The following is a 23,093-nucleotide window of genomic DNA, read 5'->3' on the forward strand; positions in this document are numbered from 1 at the left end:
CCGGGGCACAACTGGCTCCCAGCACGCTCGTATGTCCCGATAACTCCCCAGGTCACCCCCCTACGGTTCACTGTGTGCGCACACACCCAGCGACCCTCAGGAGGGGCCATGGAACAACGCGGGATCGAACTGGTCTCGGCCGGCGAAAGGTACGGCCGCCCGCGTGACCTGCTTTTCCTCTGGTCCGGGACGACGATGGGCATCTTCACCCTCGTCTACGGCATCACGATCGTGGCGGCGTTCCAGCTCAGCTTCACGCAGGCGGTCATCGCGATCGTCATCGGCAACCTGCTGTCGTTCCCGCTGGTCGGCCTGACCAGCCTGCAGGGCCCGGCCACCGGCACCTCCACCATGGCGGTCTCCAGGGCGGCCTACGGCCCCAAGGGCGCCCGCGTGCTCAGCTTCTTCGGCTGGCTCAACATGGTGGGCTTCGAGGCCGGCGGCATGGTGCTCATCACGTTCGCGGCGCTGTCGCTGCTGGAGCAGGCGGGGGTGAGCGACCAGGGGCTCGGGCTCAAGGTCGTGGTGATCCTGGTGGCGGCGGCGATCCAGCTCGTGCTGCCGCTGATCGGGCACGCCGCGGTGATGAAGGCGCAGAAGTACTTCACCTGGGTGTTCGTCGTGCTGTTCGGCCTGATGGCGATCCTGATCGCGCCCAAGGTGGAGCTCGGGGGCGGCGGCGGGTCGGCGGACTTCGCCACGTTCACGATGGCGATCGCGATGATCATGTCGGCGGGCGGGCTGTCGTGGGGGCCGCTGGGCGGCGACTACTCCCGCTACCTGCCGGCGAACTCCTCCAGGAAGGCGGTCTTCGGGTACGCGGCCCTGGGCGGGTTCGTCCCGTACGTGCTGCTGATGACGCTCGGGGCGGCCGTGGCGACCGTGGTCAAGGACAACACCGACCCGATCTCGGGGCTGCCGGGCGCGCTGCCGCAGTGGTTCGTGGTGCCGTACCTGCTGCTGGCGATCGTGTCGCTGTTCGCGGTCAACACCACCGACCTGTACTCCTCGGGGCTGAACCTGCAGGCGGCCGGGATCAAGGTCAAGCGCTGGGTGGCGGTCGTCGGCGACCTCGTGCTCTGCGTGCTCATCACGTTCGTGGCGGTGACGTCGAACAGCTTCAACACCATGCTCAACAACTTCCTCGCGCTGCTGATCATCTGGCTGGCGCCCTGGGCCGGGGTCTACATCACCGACTGGCTGCGCAGGAGGGGACGCTACGACGCCGAGGCGCTGTTCGACGAGCAGGCGCCCGGCCAGGTCCGGTGGCCGGCGATCATCGCGCAGGTCCTGGGCATGGTGGCGGCGGCCCTGTGGATCAACTCGGCCGTCTTCGTCGGGCCGCTGTCGGAGGCGACGGGCGGCAGCGACTTCAGCATCTTCGCGGGCTTCCTGGTGGCCGGTGCGGCGTACGCGCTGCTCGTGCCGCGGCCCGCCGTACGGACTGTGGAGGCATGATGGACCGCGACCTGCTGGACGTGGCGTACGGGCGGCGGCCCGCGGACACGATCATCACGAACGGCACGCTCGTCAACGTGCTGACCGGCGAGCTCTACCCGGCCGAGATCGGCATCGTGGGCGGCCGGATCGCCGCCGTCGAGCCGGTGCTGGAGCGCGGCCCGGACACCGAGGTGATCGACGCCCGCGGCGGCTACCTGGTGCCCGGCCTGATCGACGGGCACCTGCACATCGAGTGCAGCAAGTTGTCGGTCACCAGCTTCGCCGACCTGGTGGTGCCGTTCGGCACGACGAGCGTGGTGTCGGGGCTGGACCAGATCCTCGTGGCCGAGGGGCTGCCGGGCGTCCGGCGTTTCCTGGACGAGTCGGCGGCGACCGGCATGCGAATCTGGTGGGGTGCACCCGCCAAGGCGCCCTACACCGTGCCGGAGTCGACCGTCGGGCATCCGTTCGGTCCGGCTGAGCACAGGATCGCCCACGAATGGCCGGAATGTGTGGGGATCTGGGAGACCGTCCAGGAGATGGTGGAACACTCCGATCCTGCCGTCATGGAGGCCCTCGACCTGGCCCGGGAGCGGCGGCTGCCGGTGTTCGGCTGCGCGCCGCTGTCCGACCCGCGCCGGATCAGCGGGCTGGCGGCGGCCGGCGTGCGGCTCGACCACGAGTCGTACTCGCACGAGGAGATGCTGGAGAAGCTGCGCCGCGGCATGTACGGCATCATCCGCGAGTCCTCCGTCGCCCACTTCCTCGACGAGAACATCAAGGCCGTGGCCCTGGCCGGCGCCCGCAGGCTGGCGTTCTGCACCGACGACGTGCACGCCGCCGACGTGCTGGCGGGCGGCCACATGGACAAGCTCGTCCGGATGGCGGTCGCGGCGGGGGGCGATCCGATGACGGCGATCCAGATGGCCACGGTGAACTGCGCGGAGATGTACCGCATCGACCACCTGGTGGGCAGCCTGTCCCCCGGCCGGTTCGCGGACGTGCTGATCGTCGACTCGCTGGAGGACTTCCGGGTCCGCGAGGTGATCGCGGGCGGCGTGCCCGCCGCCCGCGACGGCCGGATGGTCACGCCGACGCCCGCCCCCGAGCGCGGCCCGGTCCGGCCGTTCCCGATCGCCCCGGTCACCGCCGGCGACCTGGTGCTGCGCGCTGAGGGCGAGCAGGCGACCGTGCTGACCCTCGGCTTCACCGAGCAGGTCTTCGTCCGCCGGAGGCGCGACGTGACCCTGCCGGTGACCGACGGCGTCGTGGAGCCGTCCGTGGAGCAGGACGCGCTGCTCGTCACGGTCGTCGAGCGCTACGGCAAGACGGGCAACAAGCCGGTCGCCATGGTCAGCGGCATGGGCCTGCGGGCCGGCGCGATCGCCACCAGCGCGGCGCCCGACGACAACAACATCATCTGCGTGGGCGCCTCCCGCGAGGACATGGCGCTGGCCGTCAACACCGTCGCCGAGCACGGCGGCGGCCAGGCCGTGGTGGTGGACGGCGAGGTGCGGGCGCTGCTGCCGCTGCCGGTCGGCGGCATCGTCTCCGACCTGCCGGCCGCGGAGATGGCGGTGCTGGAGGAGCGGCTCGACGACCTGGCCCGCCAGCTGGGCTGCACGCTGCCGGCGCCGCTGATGTACCTGTTCTTCCTGTCGATCACCGCGATCCCCGACTACGCCGTCACCGACCTCGGGCTGGTCGACTGCGTACGGCTCGAGGTCGTCGACCCCATCCTCACGGAGGTTTGATCATGAAGGACTTCATCGCCGGTCTCCCCAAGTGCGAGCTGCACCTGCACATCGAGGGCACGCTGGAGCCGGAGCTCAAGTTCGACCTGGCCCGGCGCAACGGCATCGCGCTGCCCTACACGTCGGTCGAGGAGATGCGGGCCGCCTACTCCTTCGACGACCTCCCCTCCTTCCTCACGGTCTACTACGAGGGCATGCAGGTGCTGCGCACCGAGCCCGACTTCTACGACCTGGCCATGGCCTACCTGCGCAAGGCCGCCGAGCAGAACGTGCGCTACGCCGAGATCTTCTTCGACCCGCAGGCGCACACCTCGCGCGGGGTGCCGTTCGACGTGGTGATCCGCGGGCTGCGGCGGGCGCTGATCGACGCCGACCGGCAGCTCGGCGTGCGGGCCCAGCTCATCATGTGCTTCCTGCGCGACTTCCAGGCCGAGTACGCGATGGCGACGCTGCTGGAGTCGCTGCCGTACAAGGAGTGGATCGTCGGCATCGGGCTCGACTCCGACGAGAAGGGCAACCCGCCGGCCAAGTTCGCCGCCGTGTACGAGCGGGCCCGCCAGGAGGGCTACCTGCTGACCATGCACTGCGACGTCGACCAGGACAACTCGATCGAGCACATCCGGCAGGCGATCGAGGACATCGGCGTCGACCGGATCGACCACGGCGTCAACATCCTGGAGGACCAGCGGCTGGTGGACCTGGTGCTGGCCCGCGGCATCGGCCTGACCTGCTGCCCGATCTCCAACGGGTACGTCACCGACTCCATGAAGGCCGAGGGCATCCGCAAGCTCATGGAGCTCGGCGTGCGGGTGACGATCAACTCCGACGACCCGGCGTACTTCAACGGGTACGTGGGCGAGAACCTGGTGGCGCTGCAGGAGGAGCTGCAGCTCACCCGCGAGGAGCTGGCCCGGCTGGAGCGCAACGCGTTCGAGATCACCTGGCTGCCGCGGCACCTGAAGGACGCCTACCTGGCCGAGGTCGACGCCTACCTCGCCTGAGAAGTCCCGGGAAAACCTCCGGCGGGGCCCGCTTAGAACCCCGCTGGAGGGGCAGGCTGTCTGGTCGCAGGCGTGAGCCGCAGCCGAGCGCGAGGGATTTGTTGAACAGGACCGCTGTTCCGGCCGGAATCGACGAGTTCGAACGGGCACTGGCGCGGAGTGTCGTCATCGCCGCCCGGGCGATGCCCGACTCTCCGCTGGTCAGCGTGACGTTGTGCACCGAACGCGGCATCCGTTCGGCGGCGTGCGCGCACGCCCGCGCCGGGATGCTCGACGGCATGCAGTCGGCGGCCGGGCGGGGGCCGAGCTTCGACGCGATCGAGGCCGGGCGCGCGGTCACGGCGGCCGGCCTGGCGGCCGGCGACGCCCGCTGGGGGTCCTTCTGCCCGCAGCCGCACGGGATCCTCAGCCTGCACGCCGAGCCGCTGACCTCCCAGGGGCGGCTGCTGGGCACGCTCAACCTCTACTCGGCGGGCGCGGGCGGCTTCGCCGCGCGGACGCACGTCGCGGCGCAGGTGAGCGCCGCGACGATCGGCGTGCTGTTCGACGTGGCGATCGGCGCGGCCCGTACGCGGGAGGTGGCGGCGCAGCTGAAGGAGGCGCTCGGCACCCGCCCGGTCATCGACCAGGCGATCGGGATCGTCATGGCGCAGCGCCGGTGCACCGCGCACCAGGCGTTCGAGATCCTGCGCAACGTCTCCCAGGACCGCAACCTCAAGGTGCACCACGTCGCGGCGACGATCGTCCGGTCGGTGAGCGGCGGCCCGCCGCAGCGGCCGCGGTTCGAGGATCCGCCGCCCGACGACCACGGGCACCCGGCATAATCGCCCCATGCCCTCCTTTCTCGCCCATGACGGGACCGAGCTGGCCTACCACGTGTCCGGGACGGGCGAGCCGCTGGTGTGCGTGCCCGGCGGCCCGGGCCGCGCCTCGGTCTACCTGGGCGACCTCGGCGGCCTGCCCCGGCGGCTGATCCGGCTGGACGGCCGGGGCACCGGCGACTCGGCGATCCCGGCCGACCCCGGGACGTACCGGTGGGACCGGCTGGCCGAGGACGTCGAGGCGCTGCGGGAGCACCTGGGGCTGGACCGCATGGACCTGCTGGCGCACTCGGCGGGCGCGAACGTGGCCGTCCGGTACGCCGGGCTGCGTCCGGCCCGCCTGAGGTCGTTGTGCCTGGTCGCGCCCTCGCCGGTCGCCGTGGGTCTCACCCCGACGGAGGAGGACTGGCAGGCCGGCCTGGAGCTGCGCGCGCACGAGCCTTGGTACGCCGCCGCCCGGGCGGAGTTCCTGGCGGACGAGGGCGTGGAGCGCCACCGGTTCTTCTACGGCCCCTGGACCGAGCGCGCCGCGGCCCATTCCGCCAGGGCCGAGGAGGAGTGCGGCGAGGCCGCGGCGGACGGCTTCTACGCGCCGTCCCCGGTGACGCCCGAGGAGGTCAGGGCCGGGCTGGCCGCGCTGGACGCGCCGGCGCTGCTGCTGACCGGCGACCTGGACGTCCACCCGTGTCGCCTTCACGCGCGGCCCTTCGCCGCCCTGTTCCGCCACGCCACGCTGGTGACGCTGCCCGGCGCCGGGCACTTCCCGTGGGTGGACGACCCGGGCGCGTTCGTCTCCGCGGTGTCCGGCTTCCTGGACGAGCTCGCCGGACGAGACGGCCTGACGCGCAGGGCATGATGGGGGTGGACGCCGGGACAGGAAGGACTCACCACGTGCGGCAGGAACTCGCGGTCACCAACGGGCAGGCCGCCGGGGTGCGCGGCGCGCTGGCGGGCAACCTGCGGCGCACGCGGCTGGCCCGGGGGTTCAGCGTCCGCGAGCTGGCCGAGCTGACCGGGGTGAGCAAGGCGCTGATCTCACAGATCGAGCGCGGCGTGGCCAACCCGACGATCGAGGTGCTGACCCGGCTGGCGGGAGCGCTGGAGCTCACCTTCGCCGAGCTGACCCGTACCCGGCTCGCCGAGCCCGAGGTGCTGCGCAGGAGCGAGGGCCTGCCGGTGGCGGTGGGCGACACGACCGTGCGCGGCCTGTTCGCGGCGGCCGACCGCCGGCGCTTCGAGCTGGCCGAGGGCGAGCTGCCGCCGCTGACGCGCAGCGCCAGGAGCGCCCACGGGCACGGGTCAGTGGAGCACGCCTACGTGGTGTCCGGCGAGGTGACGGTCGAGAGCGACACGTGGTCGGTGCGGCTGGGCGAGGGCGACGCGGTGCGGTTCGGGGCCGAGGTCGACCACGTCTACTCCACCGGCGAGCGCGGCTGCCGGATGCTCACGCTGATCTCCTACGACTAGCCGGGCCAGCGGCTGCTTCCGTCGGGCACGCTGGCCAGCAGCTCGCGGGTGTAGGGGTGGGCGGGGGCGTCCAGCACCCGGTCCACGTCGCCGGTCTCGACGCATTCGCCGGCCCGCAGCACGTACAGGCGGTCGGCGAGCTGGCGGACGACGGCCAGGTCGTGGGTGATGAACAGCAGCCCCATGCCCAGGCGTTCCTTGAGCCCGGCGAGCAGGGTGAGCACCTGCGCCTGCACGGAGACGTCGAGGGCGGAGACGGGCTCGTCGCAGACCAGCAGGCGGGGCTCGCCGGCCACGGCCCGCGCGATGGCCACGCGCTGCCGCTCGCCGCCCGACAGGCCGGCCGGGCGCTTGCGGGCGAGTGCGGGGTCGAGGCCCACCAGGCGCAGCAGCGCGCCGACGTCCGTGGGGCGTCCGTCGGCGGCGAGCGCCTCCTTGAGCGTCGCACCGACGGTACGCGCCGGGTTGAGCGTCGAGTACGGGTCCTGGAAGATCATCTGTGCCGTCCGGCGGGCCTGGCGCACCGCCTGGCGGGACATGCGGGCGGGGTCGGAGCAGTCGAGCCCGTCGAGGGTGACGACGCCCGCGTCGGGGCGTTCCAGGCCGGTGACGCAGCGGGCCAGCGTGGTCTTGCCCGACCCCGACTCGCCGACGACGGCCACGACCTCGCCCGGCGCCACGGTCAGGTCCACACCGGCCAGGGCCGGCCGCGACGCGCCCGCGTACGTCTTCCGCAGGCCCGTCACCGCCAGCAGCGGCGCGGCGGCGGTGCGCGGCGGCGACGGCACGCCCGGCGGGGGCGGCGGCGCCTCGGGCAGCGCGGCGGCCCGTACGCAGGCCGACAGGCGGACCTCCGCGCCCGGCACCGGAACCAGGGCCGGGACGCCCGCGCGGCACTCCTCCCCCGCGTGCGCGCACCGGTCGGCGAACCCGCAGCGCCCGGCCACCGCGTCGTGGGCCGGCACCGAGCCCGGCACGGACGGGATGACCGGCAGCCGCCGGTCGGCGGGCGGCTCGGCGGCCAGCAGCGCCCGCGTGTACGGATGCCGCTGCTCCTTGCGCAGCTCGGCGGCGCGCCCGACCTCCATGACCCGGCCCGCGTACATGACCACGACCCGGTCGCACATCGAGAACGCCAGCCGCAGGTCGTGCGTGATGAGCAGGAACGTCATGTCCCGTTCGCGCTGGATGCGGCGGATGAGGGCGAGCACCTCGCGCTGCGTGGTGGCGTCGAGGGCGGTGGTCGGCTCGTCGGCCAGCAGGATCCGCGGCGCGGCGGCCAGCGCGCAGGCCAGGCCCACCCGCTGCCGCATGCCGCCGGAGAGCTGGAACGGGTAGCGGCCCGCCACCTCGCCCGGCAGGCCCACCTCGGCCAGCAGCCGCGGCACCTCGGTCTTGGGGTCGGCGCCGTCCGGCAGGCCGTCGGCGATCTGCTTGCCGGCCCTGCGCAGGGGGTTGAGCAGCGTGAACGGGTCCTGCATGAGCAGCGAGACCGTGCCGCCGCGCTGCCGCCGCCTGGCCTTGGGGTCGTCGTCGACCCGCCGCCCGTCGATCTCGACCAGGCCGGTGGACTCCAGCCCGGCGGGCAGCAGCCCGAGCAGCGCGCGGACGGTCAGCGACTTGCCCGAGCCGGACTCGCCCACGATCGCCACCGACTCGCCGGCGGCAACCTCGAAGGACACCTGCGACAGCAGCGTACGGCCGGTGTCCGGCTGCCGTACGGTCAGGTCGGCCACCCGCAGCATGGTCACCGGGCCCTCCGCTCGAAGCGTTCGTGCAGCCAGTCGCCCACCAGGTTGAGCGCGGCGGCGGTGACGATCACGGCCAGGCCGGGCGCGATGACCGCCCACGGGTTGGCCAGCAGCTGGGTGCGGTTGTCGGCCAGCGTGCGCCCCCAGTCGGGCGATCCGGCCGGGACGCCCAGGCCGAGGAAGGACAACGACGACAGCGAGACCAGGGCGAAGGCGAAGTTCAGGAAGGCCGAGGCCAGGCTGACCGGGACGATGTTCGGCCAGATGTGCCGGGTCATGATCCGCCAGGACGACAGGTTCTTCAGCAGCGCCGCCTCGACGTAGGGCCGGTGCCGCTGCTCCAGGACCGCGCCGCGCACCACGCGCGTGTCGGTGGGCGCGAACAGCACCACCAGCACGGCGACGGCCAGCCCGTAGCCGCCGCCGAGCACGCCCGCCACGACGATCGCGACCAGCAGCGCGGGCAGCGAGAACATCAGGTCGGCCCAGCGCATGACCAGGGTGTCCGGCCAGCCGCCGAAGTAGCCGGCGGCCAGGCCGAGCAGGTTGCCGATCAGCATGGACCCGGCGGCCACGGCGAACGCCCCCGGCACGGCGGTGCGGGCCCCCGCGACGAGCAGGCTCAGCACGTCGCGGCCCAGGTCGTCGGTGCCGAGCGGGTGGCCGGGGCCGGGCATGGAGATGCCGGTCATCAGGTCCTGGGCGGTGGCGCCGGGGACCAGCCAGGGCGCGAACGCGGCGGCGGCCACGACGACCACGAGCACGGCCAGCGCCAGCGGCACGGCGATCGGGAACCGGCGGATCACGGCACGCCCGCGCGTACGGGCAGGCGCGGTCACGACTTGCCCCCGCCGAGCCGCACGCGCGGGTCGGCCACCGAGTAGGCGACGTCCACCAGCAGGTTGACGGCGGCGATCAGGAGGGTGAGCAGCAGCGCGAGCGCCTGCACCACCGGCACGTCCTTGAAGGTGACCGAGTCGACCAGCAGCGACCCGAGCCCCGGCAGCGCGAACGTGACCTCCACCAGCACGGTCCCGGCGAGCATGCCGGTGACGACGAGCCCGGCCGCGGTCAGCACGGGCACCAGCGAGTTGCGCACGGCGTAGCCGAGCACGACGGGCGCGCTCAGGCCGCGGGCGCGGGCGAAGACCACGTAGTCCTGGTCGAGCTCGCGGACGAGCGCGGCCCTGCTGAAGCGAAGCAGCATCCCGGCCGCCCCGGCCGCCAGCGCGACGGCGGGCAGCGTCAGGTGCCACAACTCGCTCGCGAACCCCTCCCCCGTGCCGTAGACGGGGAACCAGCCGAGCCCCAGCGCGAACACCACGAGCAGCAGCAGGCCGACCGCGAACGGCGGCGCGCTCAGCCCCACCACCCCGGCGGTCACCACCAGGCGGTCGCTCGCCCGGCCCTTGCGCAGCGCGCCCAGCACGCCGAGCGGCAGGCCCGCCAGCGCGGCCAGGAGCGTGCCGTAGCCGGTCAGGACGAGCGTGCGCGGCAGGCGTTCGCCGAGCATCCCGGCGACCGGCTGGCCGGTCCTGATGGAGGTGCCGAGGTCGCCGCCGAGCACGCCGCCGAGCCAGCGCAGGTACTGGACGGCGACGGGGTCGTCGAGGTGGTAGCGGCCCCGCAGGGCGGCGATCGTGTCGGCGGTGGCCGGACGGGTGCCGAGCAGGGTCTGCTGGATGTCGCCCGGGGCCAGGTAGAGCAGGCCGAACACGCCGGCCGACAGCAGCAGCACGACGGCCGCGGTGCCCGCGGACCTGCGCAGCAGGAACCCGGCCCAGCCCATCACAACACCCCGCCCCCGGTCAGCCAGCCGATCACGCGCTCCGCCGCGTCCCTGCGGTGGGCGGGCTCGACCAGCTCGTGACCCTCCCGAGGGTAGAGGACCAGCTGAGTGCTCACGCCCGCCGCCGACCAGGCACGATAGAGCTGTTCCGCCTGGCCGGGAGGGGTGGTGCGGTCGCGCTCGCCGTGCAGGATCAGGGTCGGGGTGGCGGCCTTGGCGGCGTGGTGCACGGGTGAGCGGGCGGCCAGGCGTTCGCGTCCCTCGCTGGTGGCCGGGTCGGCCCCGGCGTGGTAGAGCGGGTCGAAGCCGCCCGCGAGGTTGCTGGCGGTGGAGAAGCTCAGCCAGTCGCTCACGCCGGACATGACGACGGCGGCGCGGAAGCGGCTCGTGCGGGTGACGGCCCAGGCGGTCAGGTATCCGCCGTAGCTCAGGCCCATGACCGCGGTCCGCCCGGGATCGGCGACACCCGCGGCGACCAGGTGGTCCACGCCGGCCAGCACGTCGTCCAGGTCCGCCGCGCCGACCTGGCCGATGACCGCGCGGGCGTAGTCCTGGCCGCGGCCGCTGCTGCCTCTGGGGTTCGGCAGCAGGACGGCGGCGCCGGCGTGCGCCAGCGGCACGGCGAGCTGGTTGGACTCGGCGGGCGCGAACGAGCTGGACCACAACCAGGTGGGCCCGCCGTGCACCATGACGACCAGCGGCCTGGGTCCCTCTCCGGCGCCGGGGGTGGTGAGCAGCAGGCCGCTGACCGGCAGGCCGTCGCGGCCCGTCCAGGTGATCTCCTCCTGGTGCGCCGCCAGTCCGGCCAGCCCGGCGTTGAGCGCTGTGACCGCACGCCAGTCGCCTTCCCGCAGGACGGCCACGGCGACCTCGGGCGGCTGCTCGGGGCTCTCCCAGCAGGCCGCGGCCACCGTGCCGGTGCGGTCCACGGACAGCGAGGGCTGGCCGTCGCGGCCGCCCAGCGTTCCCCGGGCCGTCCAGCGGCTCAGGACGCGGCCGTCGGCGGCGCTGAGCACCCCGCCGTGCACGCCGGTGCCCGACCAGCCGGTGAACCACAGGGTGTCGTCGTCCAGCCAGCCGAGGTCGGTGACGTCGTCCAGGTCGCCCAGGTAGGCGACCTCCCCCGTGACCAGGTCGGCCCGCAGGACGCGGCCCGAGACGATCGACAGCCCCTCGACCACCACGGCGGCCCGTCCGCCCGGGGCCAGCCGGGGCCGGGCGAGCTGCCAGGACGTGCGGTGCAACGTGCGCACCTCGCCGTCCTCGACCAGGTCGAGCCGGGGCCGGTAGTACCCGGCGGGCGTCTCGTCTTCCGAGGTCACGGCCAGGGCGCGGCGTCCGCGCCAGTCGGCGTCCCACACGGTCAGGCCGGGCAGCGCGAGCTGGCGCGGGCGGTCGTCGCCGATCTCGAACCAGGCCAGGCGGCGCAGCCGGCCGCCCGGCGTCAGGACGAAGGGGTCGGACGGGTCGTGCACGCGCAGGCCCAGGTGGCTGCCGTCGCGCTCGCTGCCGGGGTCGGCCAGCCGGACCAGGACGGTGCCGTCGTCGCCGGGGATCAGGTCCTCGATCTCGCCGTCCACGCGGGCCCGCCAGCCGTCGACGGCCAGCTCGGACGGCGACGGCGTGCGCAGCAGCCGCCCGTCGGGCAGCCAGCGGACCGGGCCGTGGCAGTCGCCCGCGGCCTCCATGGCGCCGTCGAGCCCGACGACGTACGCGACGCCGTCGATCACGCAGGCGACGCGGTCGCCGCCGGGGTGCAGCGACACCGACTCGGGATAACGCATCCCGGCCAGCGCCTGATGCACGTCGATGGGGTCGCGCGGGCCGGCCGCCCGGCTCGCGTGGATGGCGTCGGTCATCAGCGTGCGGCCACCTTCGTCGCCCACGGGCCGACGAAGAAGTAGGGGCCGAAGCCCTCGGCGGCGACCGCCCTGCCGAACGCGGTGGCCGCCTCGCCCCACCACAGCGGCTGGTACGGCACGTCCGCCGCCGCCCTGACCAGCGCCTGGCCGAGCAGCTTGCCCCGGGCGGCGTCGTCGGTGCCCGCCTTGGCCTGGTCCAGCAGGCCGGTCACCTCGGCGTTGTCGTACTCGGCGATGTTGGTGCCGTTCTCGCCGGTGGCGCCGCCGTGCAGGAGCTGCTGGACGTACTCGGCGGGGTCGCCGGTGGTGGCGAAGTACCAGCCGAGGTAGACGCCGGAGCCGTGCTTGCCGAGGTCGGCGATCCACTGTTCGAGCGGCACCTCCTTGACCTCCAGCGTGATGCCGATGGTCTTGAGGTTCTCGGCCAGGGTGAGCGCCGCCCGCCCGAGCTGCGGGCCGCTGCTCGGGTACGTGAGCGTGTCGGCGAACCCCTGCGGCGTGGCCGACTTCGCCAGCTCTGCCTTGGCCTGGGCCAGGTCGAAGCCGTACTGGGGGATGGCCGCGTACAGGGCGGTGACCTCGGCCTCGTCCAGCACGCCGCCCCACTGGGCCGGGTCCGGGATGGCGGTGGCGACCTTGCCGTGGCCGCGCAGCACGCTCCTGACGATGCCCTCGCGGTCCACGGCGTGGGCGACGGCCCGGCGCACGTGCACGTCGTCCCAGGGCTTCTTGGCCGTGTTGAAGGCCAGCGTGACCAGCGAGCGGTCGCCGGCGGTCAGCACCTGCGCGCCGGGCACCGCCTTCCACTGGTCGATCTGCTCGGCCGGCACGTTGAGCGCGACGTCCACGTTGTCGCCGCGCATGGCCAGCAGCCGCGTGGACTCCTCGGGGATGAAGTCGATCCTGATCTGCCGGAAGGCCGGCTTGCCGCCCCGGTAGGCGTCGTTGCGCTCCAGCGTGACGTGCGAGTCGGGGGCGAACTCGGCCACCTTGTACGGCCCCGTCCCCAGCAGCTTGCCCTCCGGCGTGCCGATGCGCTCGCCGGTGGCCTCGATGAACTTCGCGCTGGTCACCAGCAGCGTGCCGGGCGTGGGCACCCAGGCGAACGCCGCGTCGGGGCTCTTGAGCTTGATCGTCACCTCGGCGTCGCCGGTGGCCTCGATCGTGTCCACGTTGGCGTAGGCGTAGGCGAAGGCGGTGGTCGAGCCCTTCTTGGCGTGCAGGTTCAGGCTGGCGACCACGTCGGCGGCGGTGAGCGGGCTGCCGTCGGAGAACGTCACGCCGGGGCGCAGCTTGTAGACGTAGGTGGTGGCGTCCTTCCTGGCCCAGGACTCGGCCAGGGACGGCTGGAGGCTGCCGTCCGGGCCGACGCCGACCAGGGACTCCTGCACGAGGAGGGCCACGACGTAGTTCATGATGCCCGCCTCCTTGGCCGCGTCCAGCGACCCGATGGAGGAGGGCAGCGCGACGCGCAGGACGTCGAGGCTCTTCTTGGCGGCCGTCCCCGCCTCCTGCTCGGCCGGCCCGCACGCCGACAGCAGGCCGGGCAGCACGGCGAGCGCCCCCGCGAAGGCGGCGGACCGCAGGACGGAACGCCGGGAGACAGGCAGATCGGTCACCGGGGGACCCTACTTTCACACGACCGGTCAACCCGCCTAGCTGCAGTGTCTACCGGTAAACTCCAGTTGGCACATGAGAGTATTCGGCGTCTGCGCCACCAGTCAAACCCACCTAACGAATCGGAAATACATGATCACCGTGTACAGCGCTCCCTGGTGCGGTCACTGCCACCGGCTCAAGGCGCAGCTCTCCCGCGCCGGCATCCCGTACACCGAGATCGACGTGGACGAGACCCCCGGCGCCGTCGACCTCATCGCCGAGCTCAACGGCGGCTCCTGGCTCATCCCCACGGTCGTCTTCCCGGACGGCTCCGCCCTGGTCAACCCGGGCGTGGAGGAGGTGCGGGCGCGGCTCAGCGCATCCTGAGGGCCAGCATGAAGTCGACCCGCTCGTCCCAGGAGTTGAGCGACCTGCCGGTCAGCTCCTCGATCCGGCGCAGCCGGTAGCGCAGCGTGTTGACGTGCACGTGCAGGCGCTCGGCCGTGGCCGCCCACGAGCCCGACTCCTCCAGGTACGCCTGCAACGTCTCCAGCAGGTCCGTCTGGTTGGCCGCGTCGTACGACTCCAGCCGCCCCAGCAGCCGCGACCGGAACGCCCGGCGCAGCTCCCCCGGGATGGCGGCCAGCAGCGTGCGGTGGGAGCTGACGTCGTCGCCGGTGATCACGCTGACCCGGTCGCCGCTCAGCCCGGCCAGCGTGAGCGCGTGCCTGGCCTCCTCGATCAGGCTGCTCAGCGCCGCCGGACCGGTCGTCACGCTGCTCACCCCGAGCGTGATGCGGCCCTGACCGAGCCCCGCCTCCAGGGTGCGCGCGCCCTGGAGCACGTGGGCCGTCAGCTCGTCGGCCGTGTTGCCCGCCAGCGGGACGAGCGCGACCGCCTCGGCGGGGCCGGTGGCCGTGACGATGCCGGGCGCCAGCGGCCGCAGCAGCTCGTCCAGCACGGGCACGGCGACCTCGCCGCCGCCACCGGCGTCGAGCCGCGCCGACAGGGCGACGGCCAGCAGGCCGTGCTCGGTCTCCACGTGCAGCGTGTGCAGCCGCGACACCACGCCGGGCAGCGCCGCGTCGCCCGACTCCAGCAGCGTCAGGAGCTGGTCGAGCACCCGCCGCTCGATGCGCTGCGCCGCCTCCAGCCGCGAGCGCTCCAGCGCCACCAGCGCGGCCAGCTCGACGACCAGGTCCTCGTTCTCGCCCTGCACCTGCTCCCCCGCGTACGCCAGGAACCAGTTGGCGATGCGGTGCGGCGCCCCCTTGCTGACCGGGAACACCGACAGCGCCGTGCCGTCCTCCTGCGTCACCATCCCGGGCAGGAACCGCGCGGTCAGGAACGTGTGCGCCAGCCGCAGCCGGGCCGCGGCGTCCAGCGGCTGGGAGCCGACAACCACCCGGCCCGTGGGCGAGAGCACCCAGCAGGGCACGTCCAGCTCGCCCGCCACCGCCGTGACGAGCTTGGTGAGGCTGCCGCCGTCGACCAGGGTGCTGGCCAGCCGCCTGCGGGCGGCGTATGCGGGCCGCGGCGGCGTGCCCAGCTCGGCGATCAGGGCCCGCAGGACGTGCTCGGTGACCTGGCTGAACGGCACGTCCACCGGCAGGGTGAGCAGCGGCAGCCCGGCCTCGGCGCAGGCGTCGATCAGGTCGGCCGGCGGCACCTTGAGCGCGGTGCCGGCGACCAGCGCCGCCACGTCCCCGAGCTTGGCGACGAAGTCGCGCGAGGAGGCCGGGCCGGTGTGCCAGGTCAGCTCGGTGAGCACCAGCTCGCCCGCCTTGACGAACATGGCCGGGTCGGGCAGGTCGGTCGTGGCGACGCCGCGTACGCGCCGGTCGAGCAGATCATGCCCGGTCAGCACCTTCAGGGCGAGCTGGCCGGCCTGGAGGAGGTCCCTCAGCCGCATGGCCAGCCCTCCCGGCGCCAGGCCGCGTCCCAGAACATCCACTCGTAGCGGGCCGTGGTGAGCGCGCGGTCGAGCAGCCGCAGCCGCTCCTCGCCGGCCGGCGCCAGCCCGTCCAGCAGGTCGAGCACTCCCGCCACGGTCTCCTGGTAGCCCTCGCCGCCGTAGGTGTCGATCCACCAGGCGTAGAGCGGGTCGGGAGAGGACCGGCCGAGCAGGGTCTCGCCGACCCGGGCGTAGATCCAGTAACAGGGCACGATCGCGCCCAGCGCCTCCGGGAACGTGCCCAGCGAGCACGTGCGCACCAGGTACGAGGTGTACCCGACCGTCGTGGGCCCGGCGGGCGTCTTGCGCGCGTCGGCCTCGTCCAGCCCGAACGCGGCCAGCAGCTCCACCACGAGGCTGTGCTCCACCTCGACGGTCATGGCGGCGTCGCGGGCGAAGCGCTGCACCCCGGACGGCTCCGGCGAACGCGCCGCGCACGCCGCCAGCGCCCTGGCGTAGTCGGGCAGGAAGTGCGCCTCCTGCACCACGTAGTGGCGGAACGCCTCCCGCGGCAGGGATCCGTCGGTCAGCCCCGACAGGAACGGGTGGGCCAGGATCTGGTCGTACACACCGCCGACGACCTGCCACAACTCATCACGAAACCGGCTCACCCGCCCAGGCTATCGGCGCATCACGACCCGCGGCGCCACCTCGATGCCCAGCTCGCGCTCGTGTTCCACCAGCGCCCGCAGCTCCGGCCCCCACTCGGCCTCGGGCAGCACCGCGAAGCCGTGCCGCTCGTACCAGGGGGCGTTCCAGGGCACGTCGCGGAACGTCGTCAGCGTGACCGCCGGCGCCCCGACCGCCCGCGCGTGATCGGCCACCGCCTCCACCAGCCGCCCGCCGATGCCCTGCCGCATGTGGTCGGGGTGCACCGCGAGCTGGTCGAGATGCAGGTTGCCGTCGACCCGGCCGATCAGCGCGAACCCGGCCGGCGGGTCGCCCTCGACGAGCACCGAGGTCGCGTCCGTGACGTCCTCGACCATCGTCGTGCCCGCCGGGAAGACTATGCCGGCCTGCCCGAACAGCTTGTCGGCGGCCAGTTCCACAGAGATCAGCCCGGCCAGCTCGTCCGGGTCGGCCCATCGCACCATGACGACACGGTCTCATGTTTCGGGTGGACCACGCCGCTGGTATTAGTGTTGATGATCGTAGGCCCGGCTGTGCGGAGCCGGGACCCTCTCCTCACGACGTGCCCATGACCCCTGTCACATGCGGTCATGGGCACGTCGTGCAGCGGTCACAGGTCGAGCAGGGGCTCCAGGCCCACGGTGAGGCCGGGCAGCTCGCGCACCCGGCGCACGCCCAGCAGCACGCCCGGCGTGAACGCCGACCTGCTCATCGTGTCGTGCCGGATGGTGAGGATCTCGCCGTCGCCGCCGAGCAGCACCTCCTGGTGGGCGATCAGCCCGGACAGGCGCACCGCGTGCACGTGCACCCCGCCGACGTCGGCGCCGCGGGCGCCGTCGAGGGCGGTGCTGGTGGCGTCGGGCATCCCGCTGAGCCCGGCCTTGCCGCGCGCCTCGGCCACCAGCTCAGCGGTACGCCGGGCGGTGCCCGAAGGGGCGTCGGCCTTGTTCGGGTGGTGCAGTTCGATGATCTCGACGGACTCGAAGTGGCGGGCCGCCTGCTGCGCGAAGTGCATCATGAGCACCGCCGCGATGCCGAAGTTGGGGGCGATCAGGCAGTTGACGCCCGGCGAACGCTCCAGCCACCCGCGCACGGTCTCCAGCCGGCCGGCGTCGAACCCCGTGGTGCCCACCACCGGGTGCACGCCGTGGGCGATGGCCCATTCCAGGTTGCCCATGACCACGTCAGGATGGGTGAAGTCGACCACCACCTCGGCGCCTTCGAGCCCCTCGACGGGATCGTCCTTGTCGAGCGCGGCCACCAGCTCCAGGTCGTCCGCCGCCTCTACCGCCTTGCACACCTCGACGCCCACGCGACCACGCGCGCCCAGCACACCAACCCTGATCACGCCCCAACCCTATTACGCCCGCCACCCCCTCCCAAGCACCCCCCGAACCGAGAAGGGGGAGAGCGGAATCCCGCTCTCCCCCTTCACACCAACCCCGGCCGGGGCGAACCCGGTCAGGCGATGGCCTCCGAGAAGTCCTTGTCCCCGTACGGCCCGATGACGGCCAGCGTGAGCGGCCGGTTCAGGACGTCACGGGCGACCTCCCCGATCTCGTCGGGGGTGACCGCCTCGATCCGGGCCAGCACCTCGTCGACCGACATCAGCTCGTCGTAGACCAGCTCGTTCTTCCCGATCCGCGACATGCGCGACCCGGTGTCCTCCAGCCCGAGCACGAGCCCGCCGCGCATCTGCCCCTTGCCGCGCATGATCTCGTCGGCGGTGATGCCTTCGGCCACCACCCGGGACACCTCGTCGCGGCAGATCTTGAGCACGTCGTCGATCTTCGAGGGCAGGCAGCCCACGTAGATCCCGAACTGCCCGGTGTCGGCGTAGGCCGAGGTGTAGCTGTAGGCCGAGTAGGCCAGCCCGCGCTTCTCCCTGATCTCCTGGAAGAGCCGGGAGGACATGCCGCCGCCCAGCGCGGCGTTGAGCACGCCGAGCGCGAACCTGCGGTCGTCGGTGCGGGACATGCCGGTCGTGCCGAGCACCAGGTTGGCCTGCTCGGTCGGCCGGTCCAGCACCCTGACCCCGGAACGGGTCTCGGCGCCCGGACCGCTGGTGCGCGGCGGGGCGAACTCGTAGGGGCCCTCCAGCGCGCCCGCCCGCTCGTACGCGCGGGCGACCAGCTCGACGACCTCCTCGTGCCGCACGTTCCCCGCCACCGACACCACCGTCGTACGCGGCCGGTAGTACCGGTGGTAGTACTCGGCGATGCGCTCCTGGCCCAGGGCGTTGATCGAGTCGACCGTGCCCAGGATGGGCCGGCCGATCGGCGAGTCGCCGTAGAGCGCGGCGGCGAACTGCTCGTGCACCACGTCGGACGGGTCGTCGTCGTGCATGGCGATCTCTTCCAGGATCACCCCGCGCTCGGACTCGACGTCCTCCTCGGTGATCAGCGAGCTGGTCACCACGTCGGCGAGCACGTCGACCGCCACGGGCAGGTCCTCGTCGAGGACCCGCGCGTAGTAGCAGGTGTACTCCTTGGCGGTGAAGGCGTTGATCTCGCCGCCGATGCCCTCGATGGAGGCCGAGATCTCCATCGCGTCCCGCGTGGGCGTGCCCTTGAACAGCAGGTGTTCGAGGAAGTGGGTGGCCCCCATGTGCTCGGGGGCCTCGTCACGCGAGCCGATGCCGACCCACATGCCGACCGCGACGCTACGCACGGTCGGCATGGTCTCGGTCACCACACGGAGCCCGCCCGGCAGGACGGTGCGCCTGACGACCCCGGCTCCGTCCTTGCCGGGGTGCAGCGTGGTGGTCATCACGAGGCCTCCTGCTTCGGGGGTGCCGAGAACTGTGGTTGCCCGGTCACGAGTTGCGGTCGTCGCCCTCGTTGGGGCGGCTGGTGCGCACGCGGGTCCGGGTGCGGCGCGGCCGCTCCGGCTTGTCCTCGGCGGCGGCGGAGTCGGCCTCGGGCGCGGGAGCCTCGCCGTCCTCGGCGCCGGTCGCGGCCTTGGCCTCCTTCTCGGCGGCCTCCTTCTCGATGACCTCGACGGGCACGAGGGAGAGCTTGCCCCGGCCGTCGATCTCGGCGATCTCGACCTGGATCTTCTCGCCGACGCCCATGACGTCCTCGACGTTCTCGATGCGCTTGCCGCCGTGCAGCTTGCGGATCTGGGAGACGTGCAGCAGGCCGTCCTTGCCGGGCATGAGCGAGACGAACGCGCCGAAGGCCGCGATCTTGACGACCGTGCCCAGGTAACGCTCGCCGACCTCGGGCATGTGCGGGTTCGCGATGCCGTTGATCGCCGAACGGGCCGCCTCGGCGGAGGGCCCGTCGGTGGCGCCGATGTAGATCGTGCCGTCGTCCTCGATGGTGATCTCGGCGCCCGTGTCGTCCTGGATCTGGTTGATCATCTTGCCCTTCGGGCCGATGACCTCGCCGATCTTGTCGACCGGGACCTTGATCGTGATGATGCGCGGCGCGGTCGGGTTCATCTCCGCCGGGGAGTCGATCGCCTCCTGCATCACGTCGAGGATCGCCAGGCGGGCGCCCTTGGCCTGCTTCAGCGCGGCGGCCAGCACGGAGGCGGGGATGCCGTCGAGCTTGGTGTCGAGCTGCAGGGCGGTGATGACGTCCTTGGTGCCGGCGACCTTGAAGTCCATGTCGCCCATGGCGTCCTCGGCGCCGAGGATGTCGGTCAGCGTGACGTAGCTGCCGCCCTCGCTGATCAGGCCCATCGCGATGCCGGCGACCATCTCCCTGAGCGGCACACCGGCGTCCAGCAGCGCCATCGTGGACGCGCAGACCGAGCCCATCGAGGTGGAGCCGTTGGAGCCGAGGGCCTCGGAGACCTGGCGGATGGCGTACGGGAACTCCTCGCGCGAGGGCAGCACCGGGATGAGCGCCCGCTCGGCCAGCGCGCCGTGACCGATCTCGCGGCGCTTGGGCGAGCCCACGCGGCCCGTCTCACCGGTGGAGTACGGCGGGAAGTTGTAGTTGTGCATGTAGCGCTTGGTCCGCTCGGGGTTGAGCGTGTCGATGTTCTGCTCCATGCGCAGCATGTTCAGCGTGGTGATGCCCAGGATCTGGGTCTCGCCGCGCTCGAACAGGGCCGAGCCGTGCACCCGGGGCACCACGTGGACCTCGGCCGACAGGGCTCGGATGTCCTTGGTGCCGCGGCCGTCGATGCGGACGCCCTCCTTGACGACCCGCTCGCGCATGAGCTTCTTCATCACCGAGCGGAACGCGGCGGAGATCTCCTTCTCACGCCCCTCGAACTCGGGCAGCAGCCGCTCGGCGGCCAGCGCCTTGACCTTGTCGAGCTCGGTCTCGCGCTCCTGCTTGCCGGCGATGGTCAGCGCGGCGCCCAGCTCGGTCTTGATCGCGGCCTCGACCGCGTTGTAGACGTCGTCCTGGTAGTCGAGGAAGACCGGGTACTCGGCGGTCTCCTTGGCTGCGACCTGCGCGATGCGGGACTGCGCCTCGCACAGCACCTTGATGAACGGCTTGGCGGCCTCAAGGCCCTGCGCGACGGTCTCCTCGGTCGGCGCGACCGCGCCGTCGGCGACCAGCTTGAGCGTGTCCTTGGTGGACTCGGCCTCGACCATCATGATCGCGACGTCGCCGTCGTCGAGCAGGCGGCCCGCCACGACCATGTCGAACGTGGCCCGCTCCAGCTCGGGGTGCGTCGGGAAGGCCACCCACTGGCCCTCGATCAGCGCGACCCGCACGCCGCCGATCGGGCCGGAGAACGGCAGCCCGGCGAGCTGCGTGGACAGCGAGGCGGCGTTGATGGCGACCACGTCGTAGAGGTGGTCGGGGTTGAGCGCCATGACCGTGGCGACGACCTGGATCTCGTTGCGCAGGCCCTTGACGAACGACGGGCGCAGCGGCCGGTCGATCAGGCGGCAGGTCAGGATCGCGTCCTCGGACGGACGGCCCTCACGGCGGAAGAACGAGCCGGGGATGCGGCCCGCGGCGTACATGCGCTCCTCGACGTCGACCGTGAGCGGGAAGAAGTCGAAGTTCTCCTTGGGAGCCTTGGACGCGGTGGTGGCCGAGAGCACCATCGTGTCGTTGTCGAGATAGGCGACGGCGGAACCCGCCGCCTGGCGCGCGAGACGACCGGTCTCGAACCGGACCGTGCGCGTGCCGAAAGAGCCGTTGTCAATGACGGCTTCAGCGGTGTGGACACCCTCCACGGGGGACCTCCTTGTGGTCGGTCACCCGCGCCCTCTTTTCTCACCGGCACCCTCGTGCCTATGGAGGGACCCGCTCGTCAGACGGCCGCCCATCCGTCGTGCCCGGTGGCACGGTGGCGGCGATCCGTCAGCGTGTCCCCCATAGAAGGTGCAGCGCCGGTCTTCGATCGAAGCGCCCGGTCGTTCTTACCGGAAGCCACTACCGAGGACCGGCCCGCAGGCGTCGCGGGTCGCATGGTGCTGAATCGGACGCGGGGGCTGTGTGTCTCGGATATTCAGTTGTACGCCGACGGCGCGGCGGCTCGCCGCCACGACGCGCCGGTCGTGTGTGCTCCTACCCACATGGGCGGAGCCATATGAGAAGGGAGCGGCGCCGGGCGCCGCTCCCTTTCATGCTATCGGCGCAGACCGAGTCGCTCGATGAGCGAACGGTAACGCTGGATGTCGACCTTCTGCAGGTACTTCAGCAGACGACGCCGGCGACCGACGAGCAGAAGCAGGCCACGACGGCTGTGGTGGTCGTGCTTGTGCGTCTTCAGGTGCTCGGTGAGCTCGCTGATGCGCTTGCTGAGCAGCGCGATCTGCACCTCGGGCGAACCGGTGTCGCCTTCGGCCGTCGCGTACTCACTGATGATGGTCTTCTTGGCAGCGGTGTCGAGGGACACGGCTCTCCTTCGATCTACGGACACGCGCGAATGAGATGAGAGTGCGAACGACCGTGCGTGCCTACAGTCGCCGCGTGAAGGCCGTCATGGGCAGCGCAGCAGCGCCACCGTTACAGAGCCGACATGCAAGGTTACCATCGGAGTCAAGCGTTTCGCGCCCGCGAACCTTCCGCGCCCGCCGCGGCCGGTGTCACGACGTGATGCGGCGGGCGGCGTCGACGTCGGCGTGGATCTGGTCGATCAGCGCCTCGATCGACTCGAAACGGGTGTTGCCCCTGAGCCGGGCGGCGAACTCCACCGCCACGTGCACCCCGTAGAGCTCCAGGTCGTCGCGGTCGAGCGCGTACGCCTCCACGGTACGCGGCACGCCCTCGAACGTCGGGTTCGTGCCCACCGAGATCGCCGCCGGCCACCGCTCGCCCTCGTACGGCGCGGGCAGGTTGGCCACCGGGACGCACTCCAGCCACCCCGCGTAGACCCCGTCGGCCGGGATGGCCGTCTGCTGCGGCGTCTCGACGTTGGCGGTCGGGAAGCCGAGCTGCCGCCCGCGCTGGTAGCCGCGCACCACCACGCCCTCCACCCGATGGGGACGGCCCAGCTCGGCCGCGGCCCCCTCGACGTCACCGGCGACGATCAGCTCGCGCGCGGAGGTCGAGGAGACGCCGTCGAGCAGGGGCACCACCTCGACCTCGAAGTCGTACTTGTCGCCCAGCGTGCGCAGCGTCTCGACGTCGCCGGCGGCGTGGTGCCCGAACGTGAAGTCCGCACCCACCACGACCACCGCCGCCCCGAGGCGCTCGCTCAGCACGCCCTGGGCGAAGTCGTCGGGGCTCGTCCTGGACAGGTCGAGGGTGAACTCCACCACCTCGACGTCGTCGATGCCCAGCTCGGCCAGCAGCTCGGCGCGCCGCTTGAGCGTGGTCAGCCGCGCCCGCCGGGTGCCCGGCCGCACCACCTCGTCGGGATGCGGCTCGAACGTGACCGCCACGCTGCGCGCCCCCCGCTCGCGGGCCAGCTCGACCGTCCGCTCGATCACCTTGCGATGCCCGCGATGGACCCCGTCGTACACGCCGATGGTCACCACAGACCTTCTCGAACCCCGCACGCTAGGCCCCATTCGTTCGTGGCAGATCAATCCGACACAAGCCTGCCATGCACCTCCCGCTCACCTCCAATCGAGGGGCGGAGCGCGGTATTCCCGCAAGTAG

The 23,093-nt window shown here is 72.5% G+C and carries 20 protein-coding genes; 7 read left to right on the forward strand and 13 right to left on the reverse strand.

Annotated features, from left to right (window positions below):
- The first annotated feature begins 108 nt into the window (after positions 1–108).
- From ACWEJ6_RS18280 to ACWEJ6_RS18305, 6 genes are all read left to right on the forward strand, one after another.
- Positions 109–1,458 (forward strand): purine-cytosine permease family protein, encoded by a 1,350-nt coding sequence (locus ACWEJ6_RS18280; RefSeq protein WP_364340261.1) that lies wholly within the window; start codon positions 109–111, stop codon positions 1,456–1,458.
- Positions 1,455–3,194 carry an adenine deaminase gene (locus ACWEJ6_RS18285; RefSeq protein ID WP_452424819.1) on the forward strand — a complete coding sequence of 580 codons (1,740 nt, stop codon included), beginning with the start codon at positions 1,455–1,457 and terminating at the stop codon, positions 3,192–3,194. The genes ACWEJ6_RS18280 and ACWEJ6_RS18285 overlap by 4 nt, the downstream gene beginning before the upstream one ends.
- A 2-nt stretch (positions 3,195–3,196) precedes the next feature.
- On the forward strand, positions 3,197–4,195 hold the full coding sequence (locus ACWEJ6_RS18290) for an adenosine deaminase (protein WP_387682093.1): 999 nt from the start codon (positions 3,197–3,199) through the stop codon (positions 4,193–4,195).
- A 101-nt stretch (positions 4,196–4,296) separates the two neighbouring features.
- Positions 4,297–5,019, forward strand: coding sequence for a GAF and ANTAR domain-containing protein (locus ACWEJ6_RS18295; protein ID WP_452424821.1), 723 nt, complete (start codon positions 4,297–4,299; stop codon positions 5,017–5,019).
- Positions 5,020–5,026: 7 nt separating this feature from the next.
- The gene (locus tag ACWEJ6_RS18300) at positions 5,027–5,872 is read left to right on the forward strand and encodes an alpha/beta fold hydrolase (protein WP_452424823.1); all 846 of its coding nucleotides are present in this window, start codon (positions 5,027–5,029) and stop codon (positions 5,870–5,872) included.
- A 35-nt stretch (positions 5,873–5,907) separates the two neighbouring features.
- A complete protein-coding gene (locus ACWEJ6_RS18305; protein WP_357988051.1) occupies positions 5,908–6,483 on the forward strand; it encodes a helix-turn-helix domain-containing protein in 576 nt (191 codons plus the stop codon).
- Here the strand turns inward: ACWEJ6_RS18305 and ACWEJ6_RS18310 are convergent.
- Genes ACWEJ6_RS18310 through ACWEJ6_RS18330 form a run of 5 tightly spaced genes read right to left on the reverse strand, consistent with a single transcriptional unit; the run spans position 6,480 to position 13,504 of the window.
- Positions 6,480–8,228 (reverse strand): ABC transporter ATP-binding protein, encoded by a 1,749-nt coding sequence (locus ACWEJ6_RS18310; protein WP_452425025.1) that lies wholly within the window; start codon positions 8,226–8,228, stop codon positions 6,480–6,482. The two genes, ACWEJ6_RS18305 and ACWEJ6_RS18310, sit on opposite strands and share 4 nt — an antisense overlap.
- A gap of 2 nt (positions 8,229–8,230) precedes the next feature.
- Positions 8,231–9,073 carry an ABC transporter permease gene (locus ACWEJ6_RS18315; protein ID WP_387682081.1) on the reverse strand — a complete coding sequence of 281 codons (843 nt, stop codon included), beginning with the start codon at positions 9,071–9,073 and terminating at the stop codon, positions 8,231–8,233.
- Positions 9,070–10,023, reverse strand: a complete 954-nt coding sequence (locus ACWEJ6_RS18320; RefSeq protein WP_452424825.1) for an ABC transporter permease — start codon at positions 10,021–10,023, stop codon at positions 9,070–9,072. Before ACWEJ6_RS18320 ends, ACWEJ6_RS18315 begins: the two co-directional genes overlap by 4 nt.
- On the reverse strand, positions 10,023–11,882 hold the full coding sequence (locus tag ACWEJ6_RS18325; protein ID WP_452424827.1) for a prolyl oligopeptidase family serine peptidase: 1,860 nt from the start codon (positions 11,880–11,882) through the stop codon (positions 10,023–10,025). The genes ACWEJ6_RS18320 and ACWEJ6_RS18325 overlap by 1 nt, the downstream gene beginning before the upstream one ends.
- The gene (locus tag ACWEJ6_RS18330; RefSeq protein WP_452424829.1) at positions 11,882–13,504 is read right to left on the reverse strand and encodes an ABC transporter substrate-binding protein; all 1,623 of its coding nucleotides are present in this window, start codon (positions 13,502–13,504) and stop codon (positions 11,882–11,884) included. The genes ACWEJ6_RS18325 and ACWEJ6_RS18330 overlap by 1 nt, the downstream gene beginning before the upstream one ends.
- Positions 13,505–13,634: 130 nt before the next feature.
- Between ACWEJ6_RS18330 and ACWEJ6_RS18335 the strand changes: the two genes are divergently transcribed.
- The gene (locus tag ACWEJ6_RS18335) at positions 13,635–13,871 is read left to right on the forward strand and encodes a glutaredoxin domain-containing protein (RefSeq protein ID WP_352365313.1); all 237 of its coding nucleotides are present in this window, start codon (positions 13,635–13,637) and stop codon (positions 13,869–13,871) included.
- On the opposite strand, the gene ACWEJ6_RS18340 is transcribed toward ACWEJ6_RS18335, so the two are convergent.
- The 8 genes from ACWEJ6_RS18340 to ACWEJ6_RS18375 all read right to left on the reverse strand — a co-directional run bounded on the left by ACWEJ6_RS18340 (position 13,858) and on the right by ACWEJ6_RS18375 (position 23,002).
- Positions 13,858–15,396 (reverse strand): PucR family transcriptional regulator, encoded by a 1,539-nt coding sequence (locus ACWEJ6_RS18340; RefSeq protein ID WP_452424831.1) that lies wholly within the window; start codon positions 15,394–15,396, stop codon positions 13,858–13,860. The genes ACWEJ6_RS18335 and ACWEJ6_RS18340 overlap by 14 nt on opposite strands.
- Entirely contained in the window at positions 15,387–16,049 is a 663-nt protein-coding gene (locus ACWEJ6_RS18345) for a TenA family protein (RefSeq protein ID WP_352320742.1), read from the reverse strand. The genes ACWEJ6_RS18340 and ACWEJ6_RS18345 overlap by 10 nt, the downstream gene beginning before the upstream one ends.
- 9 nt (positions 16,050–16,058) lie before the next feature.
- Entirely contained in the window at positions 16,059–16,532 is a 474-nt protein-coding gene (locus tag ACWEJ6_RS18350; protein WP_452424834.1) for a GNAT family N-acetyltransferase, read from the reverse strand.
- Positions 16,533–16,678: 146 nt separating this feature from the next.
- The gene (gene dapB, locus ACWEJ6_RS18355; RefSeq protein ID WP_452424836.1) at positions 16,679–17,416 is read right to left on the reverse strand and encodes a 4-hydroxy-tetrahydrodipicolinate reductase; all 738 of its coding nucleotides are present in this window, start codon (positions 17,414–17,416) and stop codon (positions 16,679–16,681) included.
- 113 nt (positions 17,417–17,529) lie between these two features.
- Complete coding sequence (locus ACWEJ6_RS18360) at positions 17,530–18,837, reverse strand: M16 family metallopeptidase (protein ID WP_358298418.1); 1,308 nt, start codon at positions 18,835–18,837, stop codon at positions 17,530–17,532.
- Positions 18,838–18,883: 46 nt separating this feature from the next.
- On the reverse strand, positions 18,884–21,220 hold the full coding sequence (locus tag ACWEJ6_RS18365) for a polyribonucleotide nucleotidyltransferase (RefSeq protein WP_452424838.1): 2,337 nt from the start codon (positions 21,218–21,220) through the stop codon (positions 18,884–18,886).
- 395 nt (positions 21,221–21,615) lie between these two features.
- Positions 21,616–21,885 (reverse strand): 30S ribosomal protein S15, encoded by a 270-nt coding sequence (gene rpsO / locus ACWEJ6_RS18370; protein WP_090945762.1) that lies wholly within the window; start codon positions 21,883–21,885, stop codon positions 21,616–21,618.
- Positions 21,886–22,075: 190 nt separating this feature from the next.
- Positions 22,076–23,002 carry a bifunctional riboflavin kinase/FAD synthetase gene (locus ACWEJ6_RS18375; protein ID WP_358298422.1) on the reverse strand — a complete coding sequence of 309 codons (927 nt, stop codon included), beginning with the start codon at positions 23,000–23,002 and terminating at the stop codon, positions 22,076–22,078.
- Positions 23,003–23,093 lie beyond the last annotated feature (91 nt).

The organism is Nonomuraea sp. NPDC004702, assembly GCF_053601695.1.

What these genes read in the sequence shown, in the direction of transcription:
- ACWEJ6_RS18375 (WP_358298422.1), bottom strand. Translation starts at nt 23,002, where the DNA reads ATGGGGCCTAGCGTGCGGGGTTCGAGAAGGTCTGTGGTGACCATCGGC.
- ACWEJ6_RS18280 (WP_364340261.1), top strand. Translation starts at nt 109, where the DNA reads ATGGAACAACGCGGGATCGAACTGGTCTCGGCCGGCGAAAGGTACGGC.
- ACWEJ6_RS18310 (WP_452425025.1), bottom strand. Translation starts at nt 8,228, where the DNA reads ATGCTGCGGGTGGCCGACCTGACCGTACGGCAGCCGGACACCGGCCGT.
- ACWEJ6_RS18340 (WP_452424831.1), bottom strand. Translation starts at nt 15,396, where the DNA reads ATGCGGCTGAGGGACCTCCTCCAGGCCGGCCAGCTCGCCCTGAAGGTG.
- ACWEJ6_RS18360 (WP_358298418.1), bottom strand. Translation starts at nt 18,837, where the DNA reads ATGACCACCACGCTGCACCCCGGCAAGGACGGAGCCGGGGTCGTCAGG.
- ACWEJ6_RS18320 (WP_452424825.1), bottom strand. Translation starts at nt 10,023, where the DNA reads ATGGGCTGGGCCGGGTTCCTGCTGCGCAGGTCCGCGGGCACCGCGGCC.
- ACWEJ6_RS18285 (WP_452424819.1), top strand. Translation starts at nt 1,455, where the DNA reads ATGATGGACCGCGACCTGCTGGACGTGGCGTACGGGCGGCGGCCCGCG.
- ACWEJ6_RS18290 (WP_387682093.1), top strand. Translation starts at nt 3,197, where the DNA reads ATGAAGGACTTCATCGCCGGTCTCCCCAAGTGCGAGCTGCACCTGCAC.
- ACWEJ6_RS18300 (WP_452424823.1), top strand. Translation starts at nt 5,027, where the DNA reads ATGCCCTCCTTTCTCGCCCATGACGGGACCGAGCTGGCCTACCACGTG.
- ACWEJ6_RS18335 (WP_352365313.1), top strand. Translation starts at nt 13,635, where the DNA reads ATGATCACCGTGTACAGCGCTCCCTGGTGCGGTCACTGCCACCGGCTC.
- ACWEJ6_RS18325 (WP_452424827.1), bottom strand. Translation starts at nt 11,882, where the DNA reads ATGACCGACGCCATCCACGCGAGCCGGGCGGCCGGCCCGCGCGACCCC.
- ACWEJ6_RS18350 (WP_452424834.1), bottom strand. Translation starts at nt 16,532, where the DNA reads ATGGTGCGATGGGCCGACCCGGACGAGCTGGCCGGGCTGATCTCTGTG.